Here is a 21,276-nt window from a genome sequence, read left to right as displayed (position 1 = left end):
TAAGTATGGAAAAGACTTTTTTAATAATTGATGATGATGTTAACATAAGAAAAATGCTTGGAATTATAATAAAAAAGAATAATTTAGGTCGTGTAATTTGCGAATTAGACAGTGGTGAGCATGGAGCGCAAGAAATCTTGTTTTATAACCCTAGTATTGTGCTTATAGATCTATTAATGCCTGTTAAGGATGGTATTGAAACTATAAATTCTGCTACTAAAATGGGGTATAAAGGAAAGTTCATTATGATATCTCAAGTGGAAGATGAAGCTTTAGTATCAAGAGCCTATGAGAGTGGAATAAAGTTTTTTATAAGCAAACCTATTAACAATATAGAAGTTATAAAGGTTATTAAGGGTGTATGTGAGAATATTGACCTAGAAAATTCATTGAATTTAATTAAAGATGCTGTGTTAAACTTAAAGGACAGTGGAGCTAATACAATTGAACAGTTGGATATAGATAAGAAAATAACTAATATTTTTACGGACATAGGAATTTCAGCGGTAATTGGAAGTAATGATTTAAGAAAGATTATTTATAAAATATTAGAGCAAAGAAGGAAAAATCCTTCTTTGAATTATGTATTGCAAGACATATATGAAGAAGTTGTTGAAGAAGAGGGGATTAAAGAAAATACTGCTGCAAGCAAGAAGGCTCTAGAACAAAGAGTGAGAAGAACAATTCAAAAGGCCTTTACTACTATAGCGGAATTGGGCTGTGAGGATTATAGCAACAGCATTTTCACAGAATACAGTACCTTGATTTTTGATTTTAAACAAATAAGACAAGAGATTAGGCATATAAATAATCCTGCTGAAGAGCCTGGGAAGATTAGCGTGAAAAAGTTTATTGAAGGCATTATTGCAAAACTAAGTTAATTCTACTTTCAAATTTGCTACTAAAAATTAACTTGTTCATTAATTAATAAGAAGGTTGGATTAAAGACCTTCTATAATTCCTTGGGGATTAAATAAAGTTAAAGTATAATACAACCTTTGAAGCCACAGAATATCATATAAACCTCAAATCTCTTTTAAATTAGAAATAAGCTCGTAAAATGGTGTTAAAGCAAATAAAATACTCATAAATTCAAAGCATTTTACCGTTGAATATATGGTTATAAAAATCATATTAAGCCATTAGTCATACCTTGATTACAGATAGTTATCAATAATTAGAAAATTTAAAAATATTTTTCGGAAGTTTCCCGTAGTATTTTGTTATTTGATGTAGTAACTAGCTATAATTAATTTTATATTAATTAATTATGGAGGAGGGAAATATATGATTTTAAAATTGGACATGGTTCAAACAGCAGCAATTGGAGTTATAGTTTTATTTATAGGACAGTTTATAAAAAGCAAAGCAACTTTTCTTGAAAAATATTGTATACCTTCACCAGTTATAGGTGGTTTATTGTTTGCAATAATGACTTTAATTTTGAAACAAACGGGTATGTTAACTCTAGAAATGGATGCAACCCTACAAAAACTATTCATGACTGTATTTTTTACAACTATTGGGTTTACAGCTAGCTTTAAGCTGTTAAAAAAGGGTGGAGTACAAGTTTTCATATTTCTTGCCATTTCAGTATCCCTTGTAACTCTTCAAGATTTTACTGGGGTATTTTTAGCAAAACTATTTAAACTGAATCCACTTATAGGACTTGCTACAGCTTCTGTGCCTATGGTAGGAGGACACGGAACAGCAGGAGCCTTTGGACCGGTATTTGAAAAGGCAGGAGCAGTGGGAGCTACCACTGTAGCCATTGCATCAGCAACTTTTGGTCTTATAATGGGAAGTATGATTGGCGGACCTATTGCTAAGAGATTAATAGATAAGAATAATCTTCTGGCAAAAAAGAAAAGCTTTTCAGAAGTAGCTCATGAAGAAAGTGCAGCTACTGAAGAGGGGAATACTAAGAAATTAGTTCCTAATAACTTTATGAATGCAACAGCACAAATCTTTCTAGCTATGGGAATTGGGACAATCATTTCAGCATTACTTCAGAAAACAGGCATGACATTTCCACCATATATAGGTGCTATGTTTGCTGCGGCTATTTTAAGAAATTTATCAGATTCTACTAGTAAATTTAAAATTTATGGAGATGAAATTGATATCTTAGGAAATATTGCATTATCATTATTCCTAGCCATGGCTTTAATGGCATTACAACTATGGCAGTTAGCGGATTTAGCATTACCTTTAATCATAATGTTATTATCTCAAACAGTACTAATGGCTTTATTTGCTTACTTTGTAACCTTCAATTTAATGGGGAGGGATTATGAAGCAGCTGTAATGGCTTCTGCAAACTGTGGTTTCGGAATGGGAGCTACACCAAATGCAATGGCAAATATGGAGGCTATTGTAACAAAGTTTGGCCCAGCACCAAAAGCCTTTTTCATTGTACCTTTAGTAGGAAGTTTATTTATAGATTTTTTTAACGCTGGTATAATAACAATATTTATGAACTTCTTTGTTAAATAATGGAGAAGATATAAAAGAAATAATTTAACTTACTTTAAATCGCAGATTTTCCCTTGAACAATGGAGAGAAGAGCTAGAGTTTAGTCTAATTAAGACTAAGACTCTAGCTTTTCTCTTTTTATAGTAAATTCTATTTTTTATTTAGATTTCAATTCTTGGTTTACAGTATATGTGATAAAATATAAATAGTGGTAAAAGAAAAATGACTTATACATGAGGGAAAATGCTAGATTTTATTGGTAAAGATAATTTTATATAGAGTAATCTACTATAAATTTTTTTAGAGTAGCAAATAAGAGAAATATTTTGTATGGGGGTATATTGTATGGAATTGATGAATTATTCTGATTTTCAGGAATTGTTGAAGGGTTCTCATGGTAGTTATTATGAAGGGAGATGGGCGTATTTTAGCGAAGTTATAGGTATTATTAAGGAAAATAACCATATACAAAAGGTTTTGGAACTAGGACCATCGGTTCAAACTATAGTGAAAAACTGTGACATTATGGTTAAGCCAGATTACGATGTATGGGGAAGGCCAGAAAAGTATGTAGCAAAACAGTATGAGCATGATGCAACGGTAACACCATGGCCAATAGAGGATAAGGAATATGATTTATTCATTGCATTACAGGTATGGGAGCATTTAGGTGGAAAGCAGAGGGAGGCATTTAAAGAAGTTATGAGAACTTCTAAAATGGCAATCTTAAGTTTCCCTTATATGTGGGATTGCCCAAAAGATAATGCAAACTATCCAGAACACCACATGATTGATGAGAAGATAATCGGGGACTGGACTTTAAATGTAGAGCCAGTGAAGGTAATAAAAATACCTAGGACTGGTGATAGAGTGTCTAAGGGGCCAAGAATAATTTATTTTTGGAAATTTTAAAGGTTAAAATCTTTTGTAATATGATTTTCTTGAAAAGTGTTTTGATATTAATATAAAAATAAGTTTTAAGTAAGGAGTATAAAAATGCAGGGTAAAACTATGGTTAATATAGCTAAAAAACAGTTTAACTTATCATTTTCTATGTTAGAACAAATGATAGAAAAATGTCCAGATGACTTGTGGAATGAGAAAAAGGGTGGATTTGTTTTTTGGCAACAATTATTACATGCCTTTACAGGAATAAACTTTTGGCTGAGAACAAAAAATGAGAATTTTATAGAAGCATTTGCAGATAAGAAGGTTTATCCAGAGTTAGATAACGACCCTGAAAATCAGCTGACTAGAAGTGATATAAAGGAATATAAAAATTTTGTGAAAGAAACTGCTGAAGTTTTCTTTGGGGACAAGGATGATATTTGGCTGGGAGATAATTGCATTTTATATGATAAGATTACAAATTTAGATGTGATCTTCATGCAGATAAGACATATACAATATCATGTCGGACACTGCAATAGTATTTTGAGAGAGAATAACAGGGAAGCTGTTGATTGGCTCGATTATTTTGGGGAGTAGCAATGAAAGAGTCAATAAGAATCCATGAATATAGATATAAACTTTATGAAGATAAATAGCAAACTAGCATTTAATTTGGGACGGTGTTAATTTTGCAAGGGGATTATGAATTATGTACAATTACAAACTATGATTTGCATTTTGAAGTTGAACCAGAAAAGGGTTTCTTTAATTCACAAGGAACTATCACTATACTTAATGATACAAAAGAAGCTTTTAAGAAATTAAGTATAATGTTATATCATGATTTAAATGTAAAGAATATTAGGAATACAGAAAACGAAAGTTTAGCTTTTTTACAAGAAAAGGTTTCATTAGAAGACGAAGAAAATTACCTAGTAAATTACATAACTATAAGTTTAAGTGAAGCTTTGCAACCTAATGAACAAATAAATATATCAATTGAATATGAAGGAAGTCTTAATGGATATTCAAAAGTAATGGCATACGTAAAAGATAAAATTCATAAAGAGTTTTCTATTCTTCGGCCTGATTGCCATGCTTATCCTATTATTGCAGAGCCAAGCTTTATAAGTATTTTAAAGAGTTATGAAAATAAATTTACTTATAACATCTTAGTAAAGGTTCCTAAGGTCTATAAGGTGGCATGTGGGGGAGTGTTGAGAAATGTTACAGAAACAAATGATTATAGCATCTTTAACTATGCAAGTGTTTCCTCTACCTGGAGATTTGATATTACTGCTGCGGATTATTCAATTGTAGAAGACAAAGATAGTAACCTAAAAATATTTGTATTTCCAGAACATAAAGCAAATGCTGAAAATATTGTAATAATGGAAATAAGAAGAACGTTTGAGTTGTTTGAAGACTTGTTTGGAGATTTTCAAGAGGGTAAACATTTTACTGTAATTGAGGTAAAAGAATCTTATGGTTCACAAGCAGGAGATAACTATATTTTAATGGAGGAGCATGGATTTAGTGGGGATGCTAAAAAGTTAACTCATTTATATCACGAAGTTGGACATGCTTGGAATGTTAAAGCAAAACATGATATACAAAGAACTAGATTTTTCGATGAGGCCTTTGCTTCATATTTTGAAGCACTAGCAATTAAGAAATTTTACCGGTATAAAGAATTTACTGCAAAAATGGACCTCTATAGAAATTTATTTATTGAAAGTGTTAATGCAGACAAAATTAACTTTAGTACACCTATATGTAACTATGGGAAATATGAAATAGGTCATAATAGCTACACCAAAGGACCATGGGTACTATATTTACTTAATGAAATTTTAGGGGATGAAGTTTTTTACAAGGCTATAAGAAATTTCTTAAATAAGTTTAGGGATAAAGAAGTTGATTTTGAAGACTTCAGGGAGGCAATTGAAGAAGTTTCAAACATTGACTTAAGTGTGTTCTTTAAAAAGTGGATATACGGAATAGAATCATCTGAGTTTTTATATAGTGATGTTGACGTAAAACATATGATTAATAACTATAAAAGTGTAGAGTGAGGTTTATTAAAGGAGTTACTATAGAAGTGCATAAGAATTCATAAAGGCCTTAAAACCCGCATAAATACTATATATTGTTATATTCTTTTATTTATAACAATATTTCTTGTTATAAATATATAAATACAAGCGGTACTTATGAAGCATAGTAAGCTTTAAAAATTTGTAGTATATTGCACGTTTCTTATGCGTGTAATGGGGAATTAAAGAAGGGGAAGAGAATATGGATGATAGAGTAAAAGCATTAAGTGGTGGAAATTTAGATATAGATTTGGCAAGTGAGGGTGTTGATTGGGCACAGACTCAATGTCCCTGGAACGTTGCTGAAAAAACCAATGAACATAAATGTGCGATAAAAGGGACCTCAATATGCAAATACTTTTGTGGAATTAAATTTTTAGATAGCGTATTGTGTAGTTATCCTTATGAAAATAAAGAGGTACTTACAAGAAGCGATATGGATAGGGATTTATGGTAAAGTTGAAATTTGTTGAACTAAACCAAGCAATATTTATAGGATAACTTTCTTGCAAGGTGATTTAAGGTAAGTCCTTATAATATACCTTAAAATTTATATATTTTTAACGAGATTTTAAAACATAGACTGAAAGTAAGGAAACAAATAGTGTGAAATTGAGTTCAAAGTTAAACTATATTAATGGGGGTTTTTCATGAGTGAGGTTATGCGTTTAGCTAGATATGAAGAATTAAAAGAAATATTAAAACTTTATAGGCAGCTGCAACCAAATGATCCTGAGGTTAGTAATAATAGTGAATTAAAAGAAATATGGGACTCTATTTATAAAGATCCAAATCTTTATTATATTGTGGCTGAAGTAGAGGGGAAGATAGTTTCTTCATGTAACATAGCAATTATAAAAAATCTTACTAGAAATCTAAGGCCTTATGGATTGATAGAAAATGTTGTTACAGATTTGAACTATAGAAAAAGGGGCTATGCAACTAAGGCTTTAAATTTAGCTCTTGATATTGCTAAGAAAAATAACTGCTATAAGGTAATGCTTTTAACTGGCTCAAAGAGAGAGGAAACATTAAGATTTTATGAAACTGTGGGATTTGAAAGAAATGTGAAAACAGGATTTGTAATAAGTCTTTAGTAGCTTTAAATATACTGATACTATTAAATTCTCAACAAATAGTGTGGAGGGATTAGTTTGGGTAAGTATAATATTTTTATAAGTATTTTTGGAGTAGTGTATCTAGTATATGCATTTCTATTTAGAAATAAAGTAACCATCTACAATAAAAGAAGTGGAATGATAGTTTTAAATAATGAAAAGTATTTTAAGCTACAATTATATTTTTCTATTTTAAATTCCTTGTGGATGATAATTGTTGGAGCAATAGCAACTAGAGCGAACTTGGTTACTCCAAATATATTATTACTGCCTATTCTCTTTCATCTAATAAATTGGATTTCAACTTTAGTAGCAAGAAGAAAAGGGTATATTGACTACGATTAATGTAAAACATGGAGGAAAAGTTATGAAAGAAGCATATTGGAATGGAAGATTAGAATTTTTAAAAGCTATCCGCACTGGGTGGTGTAATGAGGATTATATAGAATTTCTCGTTGAAAAGGTTTGGAAAATTAATAAACCAGTAAATGTGATAGATTTTGGGTGTGGCTTTGGATATATTGGATTATTACTAATGCCACTGTTACCAGAGGGAAGCACATACACTGGAGTTGATATTAGTGAGACACTGTTAGAGGATGCAAGAAAGATTTTTGCAGAGTCAACCTTTGTTACTAATTTTATAAAGGCAGATTTAAACGAATATGTAGCAAGGGAAAGTTATGATATAGCTATATCTCAAGCAGTTTTAAGGCATATCCCTAATGCAAAAGGTGTTCTTGAAAAAATGGTTCAATCAGTTGTAAAGGATGGTCTTGTGATTTGTATGGAAGGCGATTTAGAAATTGAAAAGACAGGTCAGTATTTTAGCGGATTAGATTATACTGAACTTGGCATGATACCTTTACATCGTAAAATGTACAAGAAGGAATTAGAAAACGGAGGAAGAGACTATAGAATTGGAGTTAAAATTCCTGTACTAATGCAAGAATTAGGATTAAACAATGTTGGAGTTAGAATGAATGATAGGGTTAAATTTATAAACCCTTTTGGGGATAAAGAAGAACATGAAAAGCATTTTACTGCAGTTACTTCAGCTTGGGGATGGAACAAACAGTTATCTGAAGATGAGGTCGTAGAATATAAAGCTAGTCTTATAAGTAGAGGCTTAAGTGAAGCGGAAGCTGAAACTTATGTTAGGGGTGAGGTTAAAATAAGAGATTATGTTATAAATAATAAGGATAAAGCTTATATTATTCAAAGTCCATGTATTCTGATATCTTATGGTAGGAAGTAGAAAGTTCATTCCATGACAAGGAAGAAACAACTAAAAACTATAAAACTATATAAGTATAGCTTATGAAGCTATTGGGAACATTGGGGGAAAATACTATGAAAAATATACATTTTAAAGCTATTGATAGTACTAATGAAAGCGAAGTTAGAAATATAAAGTTAAAGCATGGACAGGAGAAGTTTATTGAAACTGTGGATCATTGTTTAGAAGAAGCAAGTATTTATAGTCAATGGCAGCCAGTGGCCGTGTATAATGGTGAGGAAGTTGTTGGCTTTGCCATGTATGGATCTTTTGGACCCAATAGGGATACTTGGATTGATAGAATAATGATAGATGAAAAATATCAGGGTAGAGGCTTTGGTAAAGCTGCAATGGTAAAACTTATCGATATAGTTTCAAAGAAATATGAAGTAAACGTAGTATACCTAAGTATAATTGAAGAAAATCAGGTGGCTCGTAAGTTATATGAAAGTATTGGATTTCAATATATCAATGAAAAGGATGAAAACGGAAAGCCTATATTTCAATATGTGATTTCGTAATACAGCATCATGATTACTTTAAAAGAGAAATAACAAATACTTTTAAGTATAAATAAAATTATTCTTAAATTCAAATATATTATCTAAATAAAATAATTTTTATAATTAAATTTATAAAATATTTGGTAGGAGAAAATTTATAATGAACGGGTATTTTAAGACAACAGAAAGATTAGGCTTTTCATTATGGAGAGAAGATGACATAGGAAAGGCTACTGAACTTTGGGGAAATCCTAAGGTTACAAAATTTATAACTGTTAAGGGAAATATGACTGAGGAAGAAGTAAAGCAAAGATTAAAGAAGGAAATAGAAACCTTTGAAAACAGTGAAATTCAGTATTGGCCAATTTATTTACTAGAAACAAAGGAATTTGTTGGATGTTGTGGTTTAAGACCCTACGATTTTAGTATGAACATTTTAGAAATGGGCATACATTTAAAAGAAAAGTACTGGGGACTTGGACTAGCGGAAGAAGCTTGCTATGCAGTTATGAATTATGCTTTTAAAACCATTAAAGTAAGTTCACTTTTTGCAGGGCACAATCCCAATAATAAGGCATCAGAAAAGCTACTTAAAAAACTTGGATTTAAGTATACTCATGATGAGTTTTACCAACCAACAGGGCTGAACCATCCATCATATTTAATGAGTAAAAATGATTTCAAGTTCATATAGTTTATTTTATAAAATTGCCTAGTGAAAAGTGCATAATTCCAGAATGTTTCGTAGAGATTTGGGGGAGATTCAAATGATTTTAGAAACAGAAAGACTTGTTATTAGAGAATTCACTGATAAAGACATTGATTTAATATATGATATCAATAATGATCTTGAATGTATTAAATTTAATGGATGGGATTCAATGTCCTATGAAAGATGTCAAGAAGAAATTAGAAAATGGATAGAAAAGTACTCTTTTAATCCAGGCACTGGAGCCTTTTGTGTAGAAAGCAAAACAGGAAAAGTTAAAATTGGCATGGCATTTATAGTTAGTACAGATAAGGTTGGGGAATACGAAGTTGGTTTTAGGCTGAGTAGGATTCATTGGGACAAAGGGTATGCAAAAGAAATAACTAAAGGTTTTATAGAATACTCAAAAAATAACTTAAAGGCTTCTGCTGTAATTGCAGAAGTATATAAGGTCAACATAAGGTCTAGAAAGGTATTCGAAAAGTTAAATTTTTCAAAGTTTCAGCATCCTCATGGAGAAGATGGACTTGTTTATAGGTATAATATTGAGTAAGGTCAAAGAGTTTTTAGTAAAGGGGATAATTTATGGGGATTAAAGAAATTACTCAACCAGATATTATTGAGATACATATGGAATTAAGATTAAGAACTCCGAATAAGAATCAATGGAAAGTTGCATTATCATGGTATGGAAATCCAAAGGTGCTGTACTATTCTGAAGGAGTTACCGATAAGGTTTATGACATGGAAATAATAAAGAGAATGTATACATATCTAAGCAACGTTGGAGAACTATATTTTATTGAAGTATTAGAAAATGACACTTGGAAGCCAATTGGCGATGTAACTTTGTCTGAAGAAAATATGCCTATTGCAATTGGTGAAGAAGCCTACTGGGGAAAGGGAATAGGTAAAAAGGTTATAAGTACTCTTATTAAAAGAGCCAAAGAGATTGGACTGAAAAGGCTTCAAGTTCCATCAATTTATATATATAATAACCGTTCTGAAAATTTATTTGTGTCCTTGGGATTTTTAGAAGTAAGTAAAAATGAAAAAGAAAAATCCTTTGAACTAGTTTTATAGTAAAAAGTAAGGTTTGAGTGGACAAGATAATAGATGCAACTCAGATTGTGGTTAAATATAAATTCTCTCGATATGTAGCAAGACTGTTTAGTGAAAATAAAATATTTAAGGATACATTAAGTTTTTCTTTAGGAGGATAAATTATGGATCATATTTTTATGAGAGCATTTGTTTTTTGTCAGATAATAGGCATAATAATTACATGCTTTGCACTTCTTAATTTAGTAAGAATCTCAAAGAAACATAAGAGTTTGACTAATGAAGAATATCTATTTAAAAAAAATATAGCAATAAGAAAGAAATATCTTATTGTGGGAATTGTAGGAATGATAATATGCTTATTAACGCAAATAGTTGTTATTTTTATAAGGTAATATTAAAGAGTAGCCGAACAATTTTATTAGAATATAATCACTCACAGCGAAGTAAACATTTAATTTCATATGTAATCTCTTATATTTAGTCTAAGAACTCTAGCTATAAAACTTATTTTTCATAGCTAGGGTTTTTGTTGTAAAAAGAAAAATATTTATTGCATATCAATAAAAAACATTGAAATGATGCTAGAGGCGTGTATAATTAATTGTATAACAAACAATAAATGTTAATTATTTAGGAGAATTGTTATGAATTTTAGTAGAGTATTTTCGTCTTTTAAAAAGGCGCCATATCCAGCGGTAATGACACTAATTACCTTTGTATTATTTACTTGTGTATATTTTTTTGTAACTGTAAGGTCAATTGAGCCTTATTATTTTTCGGGGTTAATCTTTGCTATACCCTTTATTTCCTTTGGAGCAATTACTTTTTTTACTATAAAAGATAAGCTAAAAAGGAAAGCAGCGATTATTCTAACAAGTGTATTAACAGTTATTATGCCAATTGTAATGTGTTTTGCATTTATATTTATGGCTATTACAGCACCACTTTCTACAGTAACTGATTTAAGTAGATATCATAGAGTTTTGAAATTAAATGATTATGAAAACAGCGAACTGATAAAGCATTTCCCAAGTAAAATACCAACTGATGCAAAGAATGCTATTTTTAATTATCAACCTGGTTTTTTGCAAGGAGGCGAGGGGTATAAGTTAAAGTTTTCCACAGATTCAAACTCTATTGAAAATTATATTAAGGAATTCTCACAAGGAGCAAAATGGATAGGAAAGTCGAATCATAGAGAAGCTGAGATTAATGGAGTAGAAATGGCATCCTTTGATAGTTTTGGGTATAATAAATTGCCCATAGACTTTACAATTTATCTAATTATTAGTGAACCCTATAAACCCTTTGATTGGAATCATGGGAAGTTAAGCTTAGTTGCGGTGAGTAAACAAAGAAGTGAAATAATATTCTTTGCGGAGCATTGGTAGGTGGTTTTTAGTTAAGATGAAATTTAATGGATATTTTTTTATAAGAAGCTAAATATTTGCTATATTGAGTTAATCAATATGGCTTTTATTTATGAAAAGTATTGCAATTAATCCTGTTTTAATATAAGATAATATATAAATAAAGGGTGTTTACGAATAATAGGAAAAATATTTTGTTGAATGTTCGTAAATATATAATTTAATAATAAATTTATACTTCGTATATGTTTGGAAATATGGTCCAAGCGTTTCTACCGGGCAGCCGCAAACAGCCTGACTACGAGGGTTATACATAGGCATTGTAAGAATTTCGCTAATTCCATTTTTAACATGGATTTTGAGAATATTATATATTAATATTTTCTCATTGCCTTAACTTGTATTCAACTCTCTAGATTGGAAACCAATTTGGAGAGTTTTTATTTTGACCATTTTTAATGGAGAAAGGATATGGTTATGAAACTTTTAAAAGAAAGAATTGTGAAAGACGGTTTTATAATTGGAACTAAAGTACTAAAAGTAGACAGTTTTCTAAACCATCAAATTGACGTAGAGCTATTTAATGAAATTGGAAAAGAATTCAAAAGGAGATTTAGCAGTGATGAAGTAACAAAAATCCTCACAGTTGAAGCTTCAGGCATAGGTATTGCTTGCATAGCAGCACAGTATTTTAAGGTTCCAGTGGTTTTTGCAAAAAAACATGAGGCAAGTAATCTGGATTCTGAGGTCTTTGAATCAGATGTTTATTCTTTTACAAAGAATAAAAATTACAAAATAAGGGTTTCAAAACAGTTTCTGAAAAAAGAGGACAAGGTCCTAATTATAGATGATTTTTTGGCCAATGGAAATGCTTCTAAAGGTCTTATTAATATAGTAAAACAAGCCGGTGCACATCCAACAGGTGTAGGGATTGTTATTGAAAAGGCCTTCCAAGATGGAAGAAGCAAGGTAGAGGAAACTGGAGTAAAGGTTGAATCACTAGCCATAGTTGAATCTATGTGTGAAGGAAATATAGTGTTTAAGTAAAGGTACATAATTTTCAAGTTTAATATTATAACTTCAACTACAGATAAAATAGTAATGCAAGGCCTAAGGATTTAAGGACTTTGTGGTTAACATTATAAATTTAATTACTAGTTAAATAAGGAGAGTGTAAAAATGAAAAAAGTAATTTCTTTAGTAACGTCTTTATTCATGGCTACTGCAATATTTGCAGGCTGTGGCAATAGTGGGGCTGCAAAAACAAGCAGTAATAACAAGGATGAGATAAAAGTAGGTTTTATTTATGTTGGACCTCCAGGAGATGGAGGATACACTTATCAACATGATCAAGGTAGAAAGTATCTTGAAGAACAGTTGAATGTAAAGACAATTGCAAAGGAAAATGTTAAGGAAGATAAGGCAGAGGTAAGAAAAGTAATAGATGGTATGGTAGATGAGGGAGCTAATGTAATTTTCTCTACAAGCTTTGGATTTATGGATGGTACAGAAGAAGCAGCTAAAGAATATCCAAATGTTAAATTCTTTCATGCTTCAGGCTATAAGTCAAATACAACAAACTTTGTAAATTACTTTGGAAGAATAGAAGAGCCAAGATATCTTGCTGGTATGGTTGCAGGATTAAAGACTAAAACAAATAAAATTGGATTTGTATCCGCTTTTGAAATACCTGAGTGTATAAGAGGTATTAATGCATTTACTTTAGGAGCTCAAGCAGTTAATCCAGATGTAAAAGTAGTGGTTAAGTGGGCTCACACTTGGTATGATCCTGCTATTGAAAAACAAGCGGCTTTAGCATTATTAGATGAAGGTGCAGATGTTCTAACTCAGCACATGGATTCACCAGCTGTACAACAAGCAGCGGAAGAAAAGGGAGCCTTTGCTGTTGGTTACCATTCAGATATGGCGGATAAAGCTCCAAAGGCAAATATGACTTCTGCTGTATGGAACTGGGGTCCTTACTACGTAGATCAAGTTAAGAAGATAAAAGAGGGAACTTGGAAAGCAGAAAACTACTGGGGAAATATGAAAGATGGAGTTGTTGCTTTAGCTCCACTAACTGCTAATGCACCAGAAGGAGCAAAGGAAAAGGTTGAAGCTGCTAAGGCAGATATACTTTCAGGTAAACTTAATGTATTTGTAGGTCCATTAAAGGATCAAGCAGGAAAAGAAAGACTAGCTGCTGGAAAAATTCTTACGGATGAAGAACAATTAAGCATGGATTGGTTTGTTCAAGGTGTTGAAGGTAGTCCTAGCGCAAAATAATTGGAATAGGTGATTTTAATGAATAAAAGAGTACATTTTATTTCCATGGAAGATATAACAAAGTCTTTTGGAAGTGTAGTAGCAAATAAAAATATTAGTTTTCAAGTGTATGAAGGTGAAGTTCATGCTCTTCTAGGAGAAAATGGAGCAGGAAAAAGTACTCTTATGAACATGTTGTCAGGGGTTTATACTCCTGACAAGGGTTCTATATTTGTTCATGGTAAGAAAGTAAGTTTTTCTTCTCCAAAAGACTCTATAAAAGCTGGTATCGGAATGATTTATCAGCACTTTAAGCTAGTTGAGGCTATGAGTGCAAGAGATAATATTGTTTTAGGACAAAAAATTTCCTTTTTTAGAAGCAAAAAGGCTGCGGATGAAAAAATTAATAGTATCTGTGAAAAATATGAACTAAATATAAATCTAGATAAAATGGTCTATGATATGTCTGTGGCTGAAAGACAAATCTTAGAGATAATAAAGGTTTTATATAGAGGAGCAAAGATTCTAATTCTTGATGAGCCGACCACTGTATTTACACCTCAAGATGTAGAGAAGCTCTTCAAAATAATGAGGAAAATGAAGGAAAATGGCTGTGCAATTGTTTTTATAACTCACAAAATGGATGAGGTTATGGAAATTGCAGATAGGATTACTGTACTTAGAAAAGGTGAAACCATAAAAACCTTAGAAAAAGATACAACAAACCCAAGAGAACTGGCGGAACTTATGGTTGGAAGAAGTGTGGATTTATCTATAAAAAAATCTCACTGTGAAATAGGAAAAAGTATTCTTCAGGTTAAAGAGTTAAAGGTTTGTAATAATGAGGGAAATTATGCTTTAAACAAGGTAAGTTTTGATATGTATAAGGGAGAAGTTCTAGGTATTGCAGGTATAGCAGGTAGTGGACAAAAGGAAATATGCGAAGCAATTTCAGGAATCTGCAAGATAAATAATGGAGAAATAATATTTCAAGGTGAAAATATAGCTGGTAAAAGTCCGAGAGAAATAATGTCAAAAGGGATATCCATGAGTTTTATTCCAGAAGATAGACTTGGCATGGGCCTTGTTGCTTCTATGGATATGGTGGAAAACCTTATGTTAAAAGCATATTATAAGGACAAAGGTATTTTTATTAACAGAGGGCCTGTGAGAATCAAGGCTGAAGAAATAAAACACAAGCTAGATATAAAAACACCAAATATATATTATCCTATCAAAAATCTATCTGGTGGTAATATTCAAAAGATATTATTAGGTAGAGAACTAGACTGTAACCCTCATTTACTTATAATGGCTTATCCCGTTAGAGGTCTTGATATAAATACTTGTTATGCAATTTATGATTTAATTAATGAACAGAGAGCTAAGGGGGTATCAGTACTATTTATAGGTGAAGATATAGATGTACTAATGCAGCTTTGTGACAGAATTATGGTGATTTGTGATGGTACTGTCACTGGTATAGTAGATCCTAAAACTTGCGTAAAGGAAGATATAGGTTTGCTTATGGCAGGGGGAACAAAACCACAGACTGAGGAGGGAATAGCATGATAAGATTTAAAAAGAAAAGTGAAATAACAAGAAGAGAAAGTATAATTATTCGTAGCTCAGCAATTATTTTAGCACTTATAGTTTGCTCTTTATTTCTATTATTTCTATCCTTAAATCCCTTTGAGGTTTATGGTTCCATGTTAAAAGGAGCTTTTGGATCTTTATATAAGACTAAGTCTACAATTGTTAAAGCGGTTCCTTTGGTAATCACTTCCCTTGGAATTACGGTAGCTTTTAAAATGAGGTTCTGGAATATAGGAGGAGAAGGTCAAATTTTAATGGGAGCTCTTGCTTCTTCATTTGTAGCTTTGAAACTAACAAGTATTCCAGCCTTTGCAGTAATACCCATGATGATTTTAGCTGGTATTTTAGGTGGAGCTCTTTGGGCTATTATTCCTGCAATGCTAAAAACAAAATTAGGTACAAATGAAACCATTATTACTTTAATGATGAATTACATAGCTTTAAAGTTAGTAACCTTTCTTCAATATGGACCATGGAAAGACCCTAGTGCAAAAGGGTTTCCTAAAATTCCGAATTTTAAGGAGTCAGCGGTGCTTCCTGAGGTGTTTGGAATCCATATAGGTTGGATATTTGCAATATTACTAGTAATAATCATATACATATTTATTAATCATACAAAAAAGGGCTACGAAATATCTGTGTTAGGGGAAAGTGAAAAAACAGCCCTTTATGCTGGAATTAATATTAACAAAACTATACTTACTGCAATGATTATAAGTGGTGGACTTTGTGGACTAGTTGGAATGATACAGGTTTCAGCTGTGTACAATACGCTTTCTATGCAGGTTTCTGGTGGTGTTGGCTTTACTGCAATAATAATTGCCTGGCTTTCACAGCTAAATGCTTTTGCTACGCTTATAGTTTCAATTCTATTTGCAGCCCTTGTGGAGGGAGGCACTTATATTCAAACAGCCTTCAATATTCCTGAAGCTGTTGCATTGATAATTCAGTCCGTGATTTTATTTTTTGTACTTGGATGCGAATTCTTTATAAAATATAAGGTAGTATTCTCAAAAGAGAAGTCAAGGGTTAATTCACTTAAAGTTACAAAGGAGGAGATGTAATGTCTAGTTTAGAACTTTTTCTAGCAGCAGCCATTGTTGCAGGAACTCCAATTCTTTTTGCTACCTTAGGTGAGATAATTACTGAAAAATCAGGGAATCTAAATCTTGGTGTTGAAGGTATGATGCTAATGGGTGCAATTATTGGCTTTACCACAGGATTAAAAACTGGAAACCCTTTGCTAGCACTGCTTGCAGCTATGGCAGCAGGAGCAATGGGGGCATTTATTTATGCTTTTTTAACTATTACTTTAAGAACTAATCAGGAAGTTACAGGACTTACCTTAACTATCTTTGGAACGGGATTTTCAAACTTTGTAGGTAAGGGTTTTGTAGGGCAAGTTGCGCCAGAAAACCTACAACGTTTTTTTAGTAAAATAGAGATTCCAATACTGTCTGATATACCATTTATAGGTACTATATTTTTTAAACAAGATATCTTTGTTTATATGGGATACATTCTTACAGTGATTTTAGGAATATATTTGTATAACACTTCTAAGGGGTTAAATCTTAAGGCAGTTGGTGAAAATCCAGCTGCTGCAGATGCTGCAAGTATAAATATAACTTTATATAAGTATGTTCATGTTATAGTAGGTGGAGCTCTTTGCGGTCTTGGTGGAGCATATCTTTCTTTAGTTAATGTGCCTACCTGGCAAGAAGGAGTAACAGCTGGGAGAGGCTGGATAGCAATAGCTCTTGTTATTTTCTCTACTTGGAACCCATACAAAGCATTACTAGGGGCATTTTTATTTGGAGGTCTTGAAATAATCGGGTTCAGACTTCAAGGAACTAGTATACAAATATCTCAATACTTAATTGATATGTTACCTTATTTAGTAACAATAGTGGTATTAGTGTTTGCATCACTTAAAAAGAGTAGAAAAAATAGTGGACCTAAAGCTTTAGGTGGAGCATATTTTAGAGAGGAACGATAAATTATTAAGCTCTAAAAAGGTAAAATAATCTTCGGATTCTCAGTAGGATATTGAAGGGTTTAGTAACCACAAAATCCATATAATCACGAAAAATGAAAAAAACTATGAGTTTATTACTTAAAAGCCATGTTGCTATGCAGCACAGGCTTTTTATTTTTTTGTCCATCTAAATAAATATTCAGCCCAAATTGTTAAATACATGAAAAATTAGATAAAGTAAAATAAATGTAGGGGATTTTAAAATGAAAATCCATATGAGGATGGGAGGATAAAAATGAAAAAATTTAAAGTTGGTGTTATAGGAACTGGAATGAGAACTATGTTTCTTATGAATGAAGTTCTAAAGAGAGAAGAACTTGAGGTAGTAGCTGTATGTGATATAAATAGAGAAAGTCTAGATATGGTTACAGAGAATTATAAGGTAAATTGGACTGAGTATGGTAACTATAAAGATTTATTAGCCCAGGAAGATATAGAAGGAGTTATAATAGCTAGTCCTGATTATTGCCATGAAGAACAAGCAATTGCAGCTTTTGAGGCAGGAAAGCATGTGTTTCTTGAAAAGCCAATAGCAATTTCTATAGAAGGGGCTAAAAAAGTTCTTAAAAAAAGAGATGAATCAGGAAAGACACTTTTGATTGGTTTTGTTTTAAGATACAACAAACTATATAAGAAAATGAAAGAAATTATAGATAGTGGTGTTATTGGAGAAGTTAAGGCAGGTTGGATACTTCACTCTGTAGGCGCAGGAAGTGACTGGTATTTCCATGATTGGCATGGACTAATGGAAAATACCGGAGGGCTACTTCTTCAAAAGGGTAGCCATGATTTTGACATTATTAATTGGGTTGTGGACTCAAAGGTTAAAAGAATTGCTGCTATGGGAAGCAGGGACTTTTTTAAAGGGGATAAACCAAATGATCTAGTTTGTGAAAAATGTGATGAAAGAAATAACTGCACTGAAGCCATAAAAGAGCATAGGATAACATGGAAAACTGCAAATGGAAACAATGCTGACATATTATATAACAGGTGGAGAAATCAATGTGTTTATAGGCAAGAAGTAGATGTATTAGACAATCATCAAGTTTTATTGGAGTATGAAAATGGAGTTAAGGTAAGTTATTTAGAATGTCACTATACTCCTGATGATAATAGAGAATATATTTTTATTGGAACAAAAGGGAAAATAAAGTTAGATGATGCCAATGACACAATAACAGTTCAGATAAGAAATGGAATGTATGATAGGAAAGAAGAAATTGTCTATAAAAATCTCCAGTCTTCAGAAGGCCATGGAGGTGGAGATAAATATATTCTTGATGATTTTATTTTTGCTCTAAAAACTGGCAAGCAACCAAATGCAGGAGGCGAAGCAGGTTATTATGCTATTGAAGCGGGTCTTTTAGCTCACAAGGCTATAAGAGAAGAAAAAATTATTCAGGTGTAATTTAAAAGGCCGACCCAATTATAGGTTGGCCTTTGCTTTTACAGAAGAAGCATATTCAGAGGGTGACATGGTGGTAGCTTCTTTAAAGGAACGAGAAAAGGTGTGGACTGATTTATAACCCAGCATATAAGCAATTTGAGTAAAGTTATGCTGTTGCTCTCTTATAAGAGTTTTTGCTTCATCAATCTTAAGATTTTTAAAGTATGCCATAGCACCAAGATTTGTTTTATTTTTAAATAAAGTCTTTAGATAAGTTTTACCTAAGGAAAAATGGCTACAGATAGCTTCAAAGGTTAAATCAGAAGATATATTCTCACGCATATATTCAATAATATTATCCACTAAACTTTTTTCCATTTTTGCTAAAGTGCTTTCATTGAGCCTTTTAGAAGAGTGATCAAAACTACCTTTTCTAATTAATTTAATTAACAGCAGTTCAAGATGAAGTTTAATAAGCTGTTCTGAGCCAAAAAGAGGATTTTCATGCTTAAGTAGTTTATTGTGACCACCTAGGGCATTGCTGTAAGCCTGTTGAGCTTCTTTTACAATCTCAGCAATTAAGTTTTTTTCAGAAGCTTCTATCTGCATAATTTTATTAGCGAAGTAGTTCATAGCTGGATTTTTGCACTCAAAGCTCATAATCATGAGGTTAGGTGCTACTTTTCCATTGGCCCATTCACTATGGAATTCATTGGGTTTATGAAAAATAATATCCCCTTGGGTAAGTTTGTATCCTTTAGTGTCGGCCATTACTTCTACTTCACCTTTGTCTACATACAAAAACTCCCAAAAATCATGTTTTTCCCCTCTGAAAATATAGTCAGAGGCAAATTCGAAGTAATGAATAGTAACAATTTCATCTATATTAATTACAAGATTAATGGGCGTTTTATAATATTCTTCTGCATAATTATTCATTTATATATCCCCCCCATTACTATATTAATGGTAATCTAAGGGGTTTGTCTAGTAAAATATGGAATATTTGTTTGTTGAAATAAAAATTAATTAAAGGCATGTAAAAATTGATAAATTAAAACTTTAAGTATTTATTACTGAGATTAAAGGAAATAGATAAGCTGTTAGTAAGTTCTACATTAGTGAAATCAAGGAGGAGTGTTAATGAAAAAGTTTAAGATTGGAATTATTGGGGCAGGAATGAGAGCTATGTTTCTTATGAATGAAATTCTAGAAAGAGAGGAACTTCAAGTTGTTGCCTTATCAGATGTTAGCGAATATAGTATGAACCAATTATGTAGTAAATTTGATAAGCAATGGCATAAATATACAAATTATCAGGATTTACTTGCTAGAGAAGATATAGAAGGGGTCATTATATTAAGTCCTGATTATGTTCATGAAGAACAAGCAGTCGCAGCCTTTCAGGCAGGAAAAAATGTATTTTTAGAAAAACCCATAGCCATAACTATTGAGGGTGGTAAAAGAGTAATTGAGGCAAGGGATAAAAGCGGTAAGATACTCCTTGTGGGTTTTGTTTTACGATACAATAAGGCTTACAGAAAAATGAAGGAGTTGATTGATTCAGGCATAATTGGGGAGGTGAAAACCGGTTGGGTAATACATTCTGTGGGAGCGGGAAGTGATTGGTATTTTCATGATTGGCATGGAAGTATGAAAAATACAGGAGGCTTACTTCTACAAAAGGGGAGCCATGACCTTGATATGATAAATTGGATAGTAAATTCTAAGGTTAAAAGAATTGCGGCTCTTGGCAGTCAGGACTTGTTTGGTGGAGATAAACCAAATGATTTAGCGTGTCAAAAGTGTGAAGATAGAAGTAATTGTAGTGAGGCTATATTAGATAGAAATATAAGCTGGAAAAGGCCAGATGGAAAAGATACCGAAGTACTTTACAATCAGTGGAGAAATCAGTGTGTTTATAGAAAAGAAGTAGATGTATTAGATAATCACCTTATGCTATTACACTATGATAATGGAGTTAAAGTAAGTTACATGGAATGTCATTACACTCCAGAGGATAATAGAGAATATATATTTATTGGTACAAAAGGTAAGCTAAAGCTTGATGATGCAAAGGATTTAATTACGATTCAGTTAAGAAATAGTATGTATGATAGGGAAGAAAAAATAACCTATGAAAACCTCCAGATGTCAGAGGGACATGGTGGTGGGGATAAACATATTATTGATGACTTTATCCATGGATTAAAAACAGAAAAGCAACCCAAAGTTGGTGGTGAAGCTGGTCTTAAAGCTATTGAGATAGGTATAGTTGCCCATGAAGTTATAGCATTTGGTGAGGACAACCAACTTATAAACTAAAAACATAAAATATAAAACACAAAAATAAATTAATTAGCAAGATATTACACTTAATATAAATGTCTTTTTAGACAAATTAAAAGTCCATTTTGATAAATATTAAAAATCCTTTGAAAGTTATAATTTTAATATAGACAAATAAAATGAGTTTAAAG

At 31.8% G+C, this 21,276-nt stretch carries 23 protein-coding genes and 1 riboswitch; of the genes, 22 read left to right on the top strand and 1 reads right to left on the bottom strand.

Translation table 11 applies throughout. The annotated features are described in order from the left end of the window. Positions 1-5 precede the first annotated feature (5 nt). The 21 genes from C661_RS0110840 (at position 6) to C661_RS0110740 (ending at position 18,817) form a co-directional block, all read left to right on the top strand. Positions 6-881, top strand: coding sequence for a response regulator (locus C661_RS0110840; protein ID WP_017415337.1), 876 nt, complete (start codon positions 6-8; stop codon positions 879-881). Positions 882-1,287: 406 nt separating this feature from the next. Further along, positions 1,288-2,496, top strand: coding sequence for a sodium/glutamate symporter (gltS, locus tag C661_RS0110835; RefSeq protein ID WP_017415336.1), 1,209 nt, complete (start codon positions 1,288-1,290; stop codon positions 2,494-2,496). Positions 2,497-2,821: 325 nt separating this feature from the next. Continuing rightward, a complete protein-coding gene (locus tag C661_RS0110830) occupies positions 2,822-3,388 on the top strand; it encodes a hypothetical protein (RefSeq protein ID WP_017415335.1) in 567 nt (188 codons plus the stop codon). Between the two features lie 84 nt (positions 3,389-3,472). After that, on the top strand, positions 3,473-3,964 hold the full coding sequence (locus C661_RS0110825) for a DinB family protein (protein ID WP_017415334.1): 492 nt from the start codon (positions 3,473-3,475) through the stop codon (positions 3,962-3,964). A gap of 83 nt (positions 3,965-4,047) precedes the next feature. After that, a complete protein-coding gene (locus C661_RS21745; RefSeq protein ID WP_083861660.1) occupies positions 4,048-5,442 on the top strand; it encodes a M1 family metallopeptidase in 1,395 nt (464 codons plus the stop codon). A 223-nt stretch (positions 5,443-5,665) separates the two neighbouring features. Next, a complete protein-coding gene (locus C661_RS0110815) occupies positions 5,666-5,920 on the top strand; it encodes a hypothetical protein (protein WP_017415332.1) in 255 nt (84 codons plus the stop codon). A gap of 193 nt (positions 5,921-6,113) precedes the next feature. Further along, positions 6,114-6,560, top strand: a complete 447-nt coding sequence (locus C661_RS0110810; protein ID WP_017415331.1) for a GNAT family N-acetyltransferase — start codon at positions 6,114-6,116, stop codon at positions 6,558-6,560. Positions 6,561-6,617: 57 nt separating this feature from the next. Beyond that, positions 6,618-6,926 (top strand): hypothetical protein, encoded by a 309-nt coding sequence (locus C661_RS0110805; protein ID WP_017415330.1) that lies wholly within the window; start codon positions 6,618-6,620, stop codon positions 6,924-6,926. A 22-nt stretch (positions 6,927-6,948) separates the two neighbouring features. Then, entirely contained in the window at positions 6,949-7,839 is an 891-nt protein-coding gene (locus C661_RS0110800) for a class I SAM-dependent methyltransferase (protein ID WP_017415329.1), read from the top strand. 95 nt (positions 7,840-7,934) lie between these two features. Then, positions 7,935-8,381, top strand: coding sequence for a GNAT family N-acetyltransferase (locus tag C661_RS0110795; RefSeq protein WP_017415328.1), 447 nt, complete (start codon positions 7,935-7,937; stop codon positions 8,379-8,381). 142 nt (positions 8,382-8,523) lie between these two features. Beyond that, positions 8,524-9,057, top strand: a complete 534-nt coding sequence (locus C661_RS0110790) for a GNAT family N-acetyltransferase (protein WP_017415327.1) — start codon at positions 8,524-8,526, stop codon at positions 9,055-9,057. 73 nt (positions 9,058-9,130) lie between these two features. Next, positions 9,131-9,625 carry a GNAT family N-acetyltransferase gene (locus C661_RS0110785; RefSeq protein WP_017415326.1) on the top strand — a complete coding sequence of 165 codons (495 nt, stop codon included), beginning with the start codon at positions 9,131-9,133 and terminating at the stop codon, positions 9,623-9,625. A gap of 32 nt (positions 9,626-9,657) precedes the next feature. Continuing rightward, on the top strand, positions 9,658-10,155 hold the full coding sequence (locus tag C661_RS21740) for a GNAT family N-acetyltransferase (protein WP_017415325.1): 498 nt from the start codon (positions 9,658-9,660) through the stop codon (positions 10,153-10,155). A 143-nt stretch (positions 10,156-10,298) separates the two neighbouring features. Next, a complete protein-coding gene (locus tag C661_RS0110775; RefSeq protein ID WP_017415324.1) occupies positions 10,299-10,529 on the top strand; it encodes a hypothetical protein in 231 nt (76 codons plus the stop codon). A gap of 252 nt (positions 10,530-10,781) precedes the next feature. Then, on the top strand, positions 10,782-11,528 hold the full coding sequence (locus tag C661_RS0110770) for a hypothetical protein (RefSeq protein ID WP_017415323.1): 747 nt from the start codon (positions 10,782-10,784) through the stop codon (positions 11,526-11,528). Between the two features lie 198 nt (positions 11,529-11,726). Next, a riboswitch (purine riboswitch) is annotated at positions 11,727-11,828 on the top strand. 156 nt (positions 11,829-11,984) lie between these two features. Further along, positions 11,985-12,554 carry a xanthine phosphoribosyltransferase gene (locus C661_RS0110765; RefSeq protein ID WP_026051018.1) on the top strand — a complete coding sequence of 190 codons (570 nt, stop codon included), beginning with the start codon at positions 11,985-11,987 and terminating at the stop codon, positions 12,552-12,554. 132 nt (positions 12,555-12,686) lie between these two features. Beyond that, positions 12,687-13,793 (top strand): BMP family ABC transporter substrate-binding protein, encoded by a 1,107-nt coding sequence (locus tag C661_RS0110760; RefSeq protein ID WP_017415321.1) that lies wholly within the window; start codon positions 12,687-12,689, stop codon positions 13,791-13,793. 18 nt (positions 13,794-13,811) lie between these two features. Beyond that, positions 13,812-15,344 carry an ABC transporter ATP-binding protein gene (locus C661_RS0110755; RefSeq protein WP_017415320.1) on the top strand — a complete coding sequence of 511 codons (1,533 nt, stop codon included), beginning with the start codon at positions 13,812-13,814 and terminating at the stop codon, positions 15,342-15,344. Beyond that, positions 15,341-16,432 carry an ABC transporter permease gene (locus tag C661_RS0110750; RefSeq protein ID WP_017415319.1) on the top strand — a complete coding sequence of 364 codons (1,092 nt, stop codon included), beginning with the start codon at positions 15,341-15,343 and terminating at the stop codon, positions 16,430-16,432. The genes C661_RS0110755 and C661_RS0110750 overlap by 4 nt, the downstream gene beginning before the upstream one ends. Next, entirely contained in the window at positions 16,432-17,367 is a 936-nt protein-coding gene (locus C661_RS0110745; protein ID WP_017415318.1) for an ABC transporter permease, read from the top strand. The genes C661_RS0110750 and C661_RS0110745 overlap by 1 nt, the downstream gene beginning before the upstream one ends. A 274-nt stretch (positions 17,368-17,641) precedes the next feature. Beyond that, a complete protein-coding gene (locus tag C661_RS0110740) occupies positions 17,642-18,817 on the top strand; it encodes a Gfo/Idh/MocA family protein (protein ID WP_017415317.1) in 1,176 nt (391 codons plus the stop codon). An 18-nt stretch (positions 18,818-18,835) separates the two neighbouring features. Here C661_RS0110740 and C661_RS0110735 read toward each other — a convergent pair whose 3' ends face one another. Continuing rightward, a complete protein-coding gene (locus C661_RS0110735; RefSeq protein WP_017415316.1) occupies positions 18,836-19,735 on the bottom strand; it encodes an AraC family transcriptional regulator in 900 nt (299 codons plus the stop codon). A gap of 204 nt (positions 19,736-19,939) precedes the next feature. Here C661_RS0110735 and C661_RS0110730 point away from each other — a divergent pair, with 204 nt between their 5' ends. After that, positions 19,940-21,121 carry a Gfo/Idh/MocA family protein gene (locus C661_RS0110730; protein ID WP_017415315.1) on the top strand — a complete coding sequence of 394 codons (1,182 nt, stop codon included), beginning with the start codon at positions 19,940-19,942 and terminating at the stop codon, positions 21,119-21,121. Positions 21,122-21,276: the final 155 nt, after the last annotated feature.

This window comes from Clostridium tunisiense TJ, from assembly GCF_000300195.1.
GTDB classification, from domain to species: Bacteria; Bacillota; Clostridia; order Clostridiales; family Clostridiaceae; genus Clostridium_J; species Clostridium_J tunisiense.
This window is presented reverse-complemented; position numbering and strand designations above follow the sequence as displayed.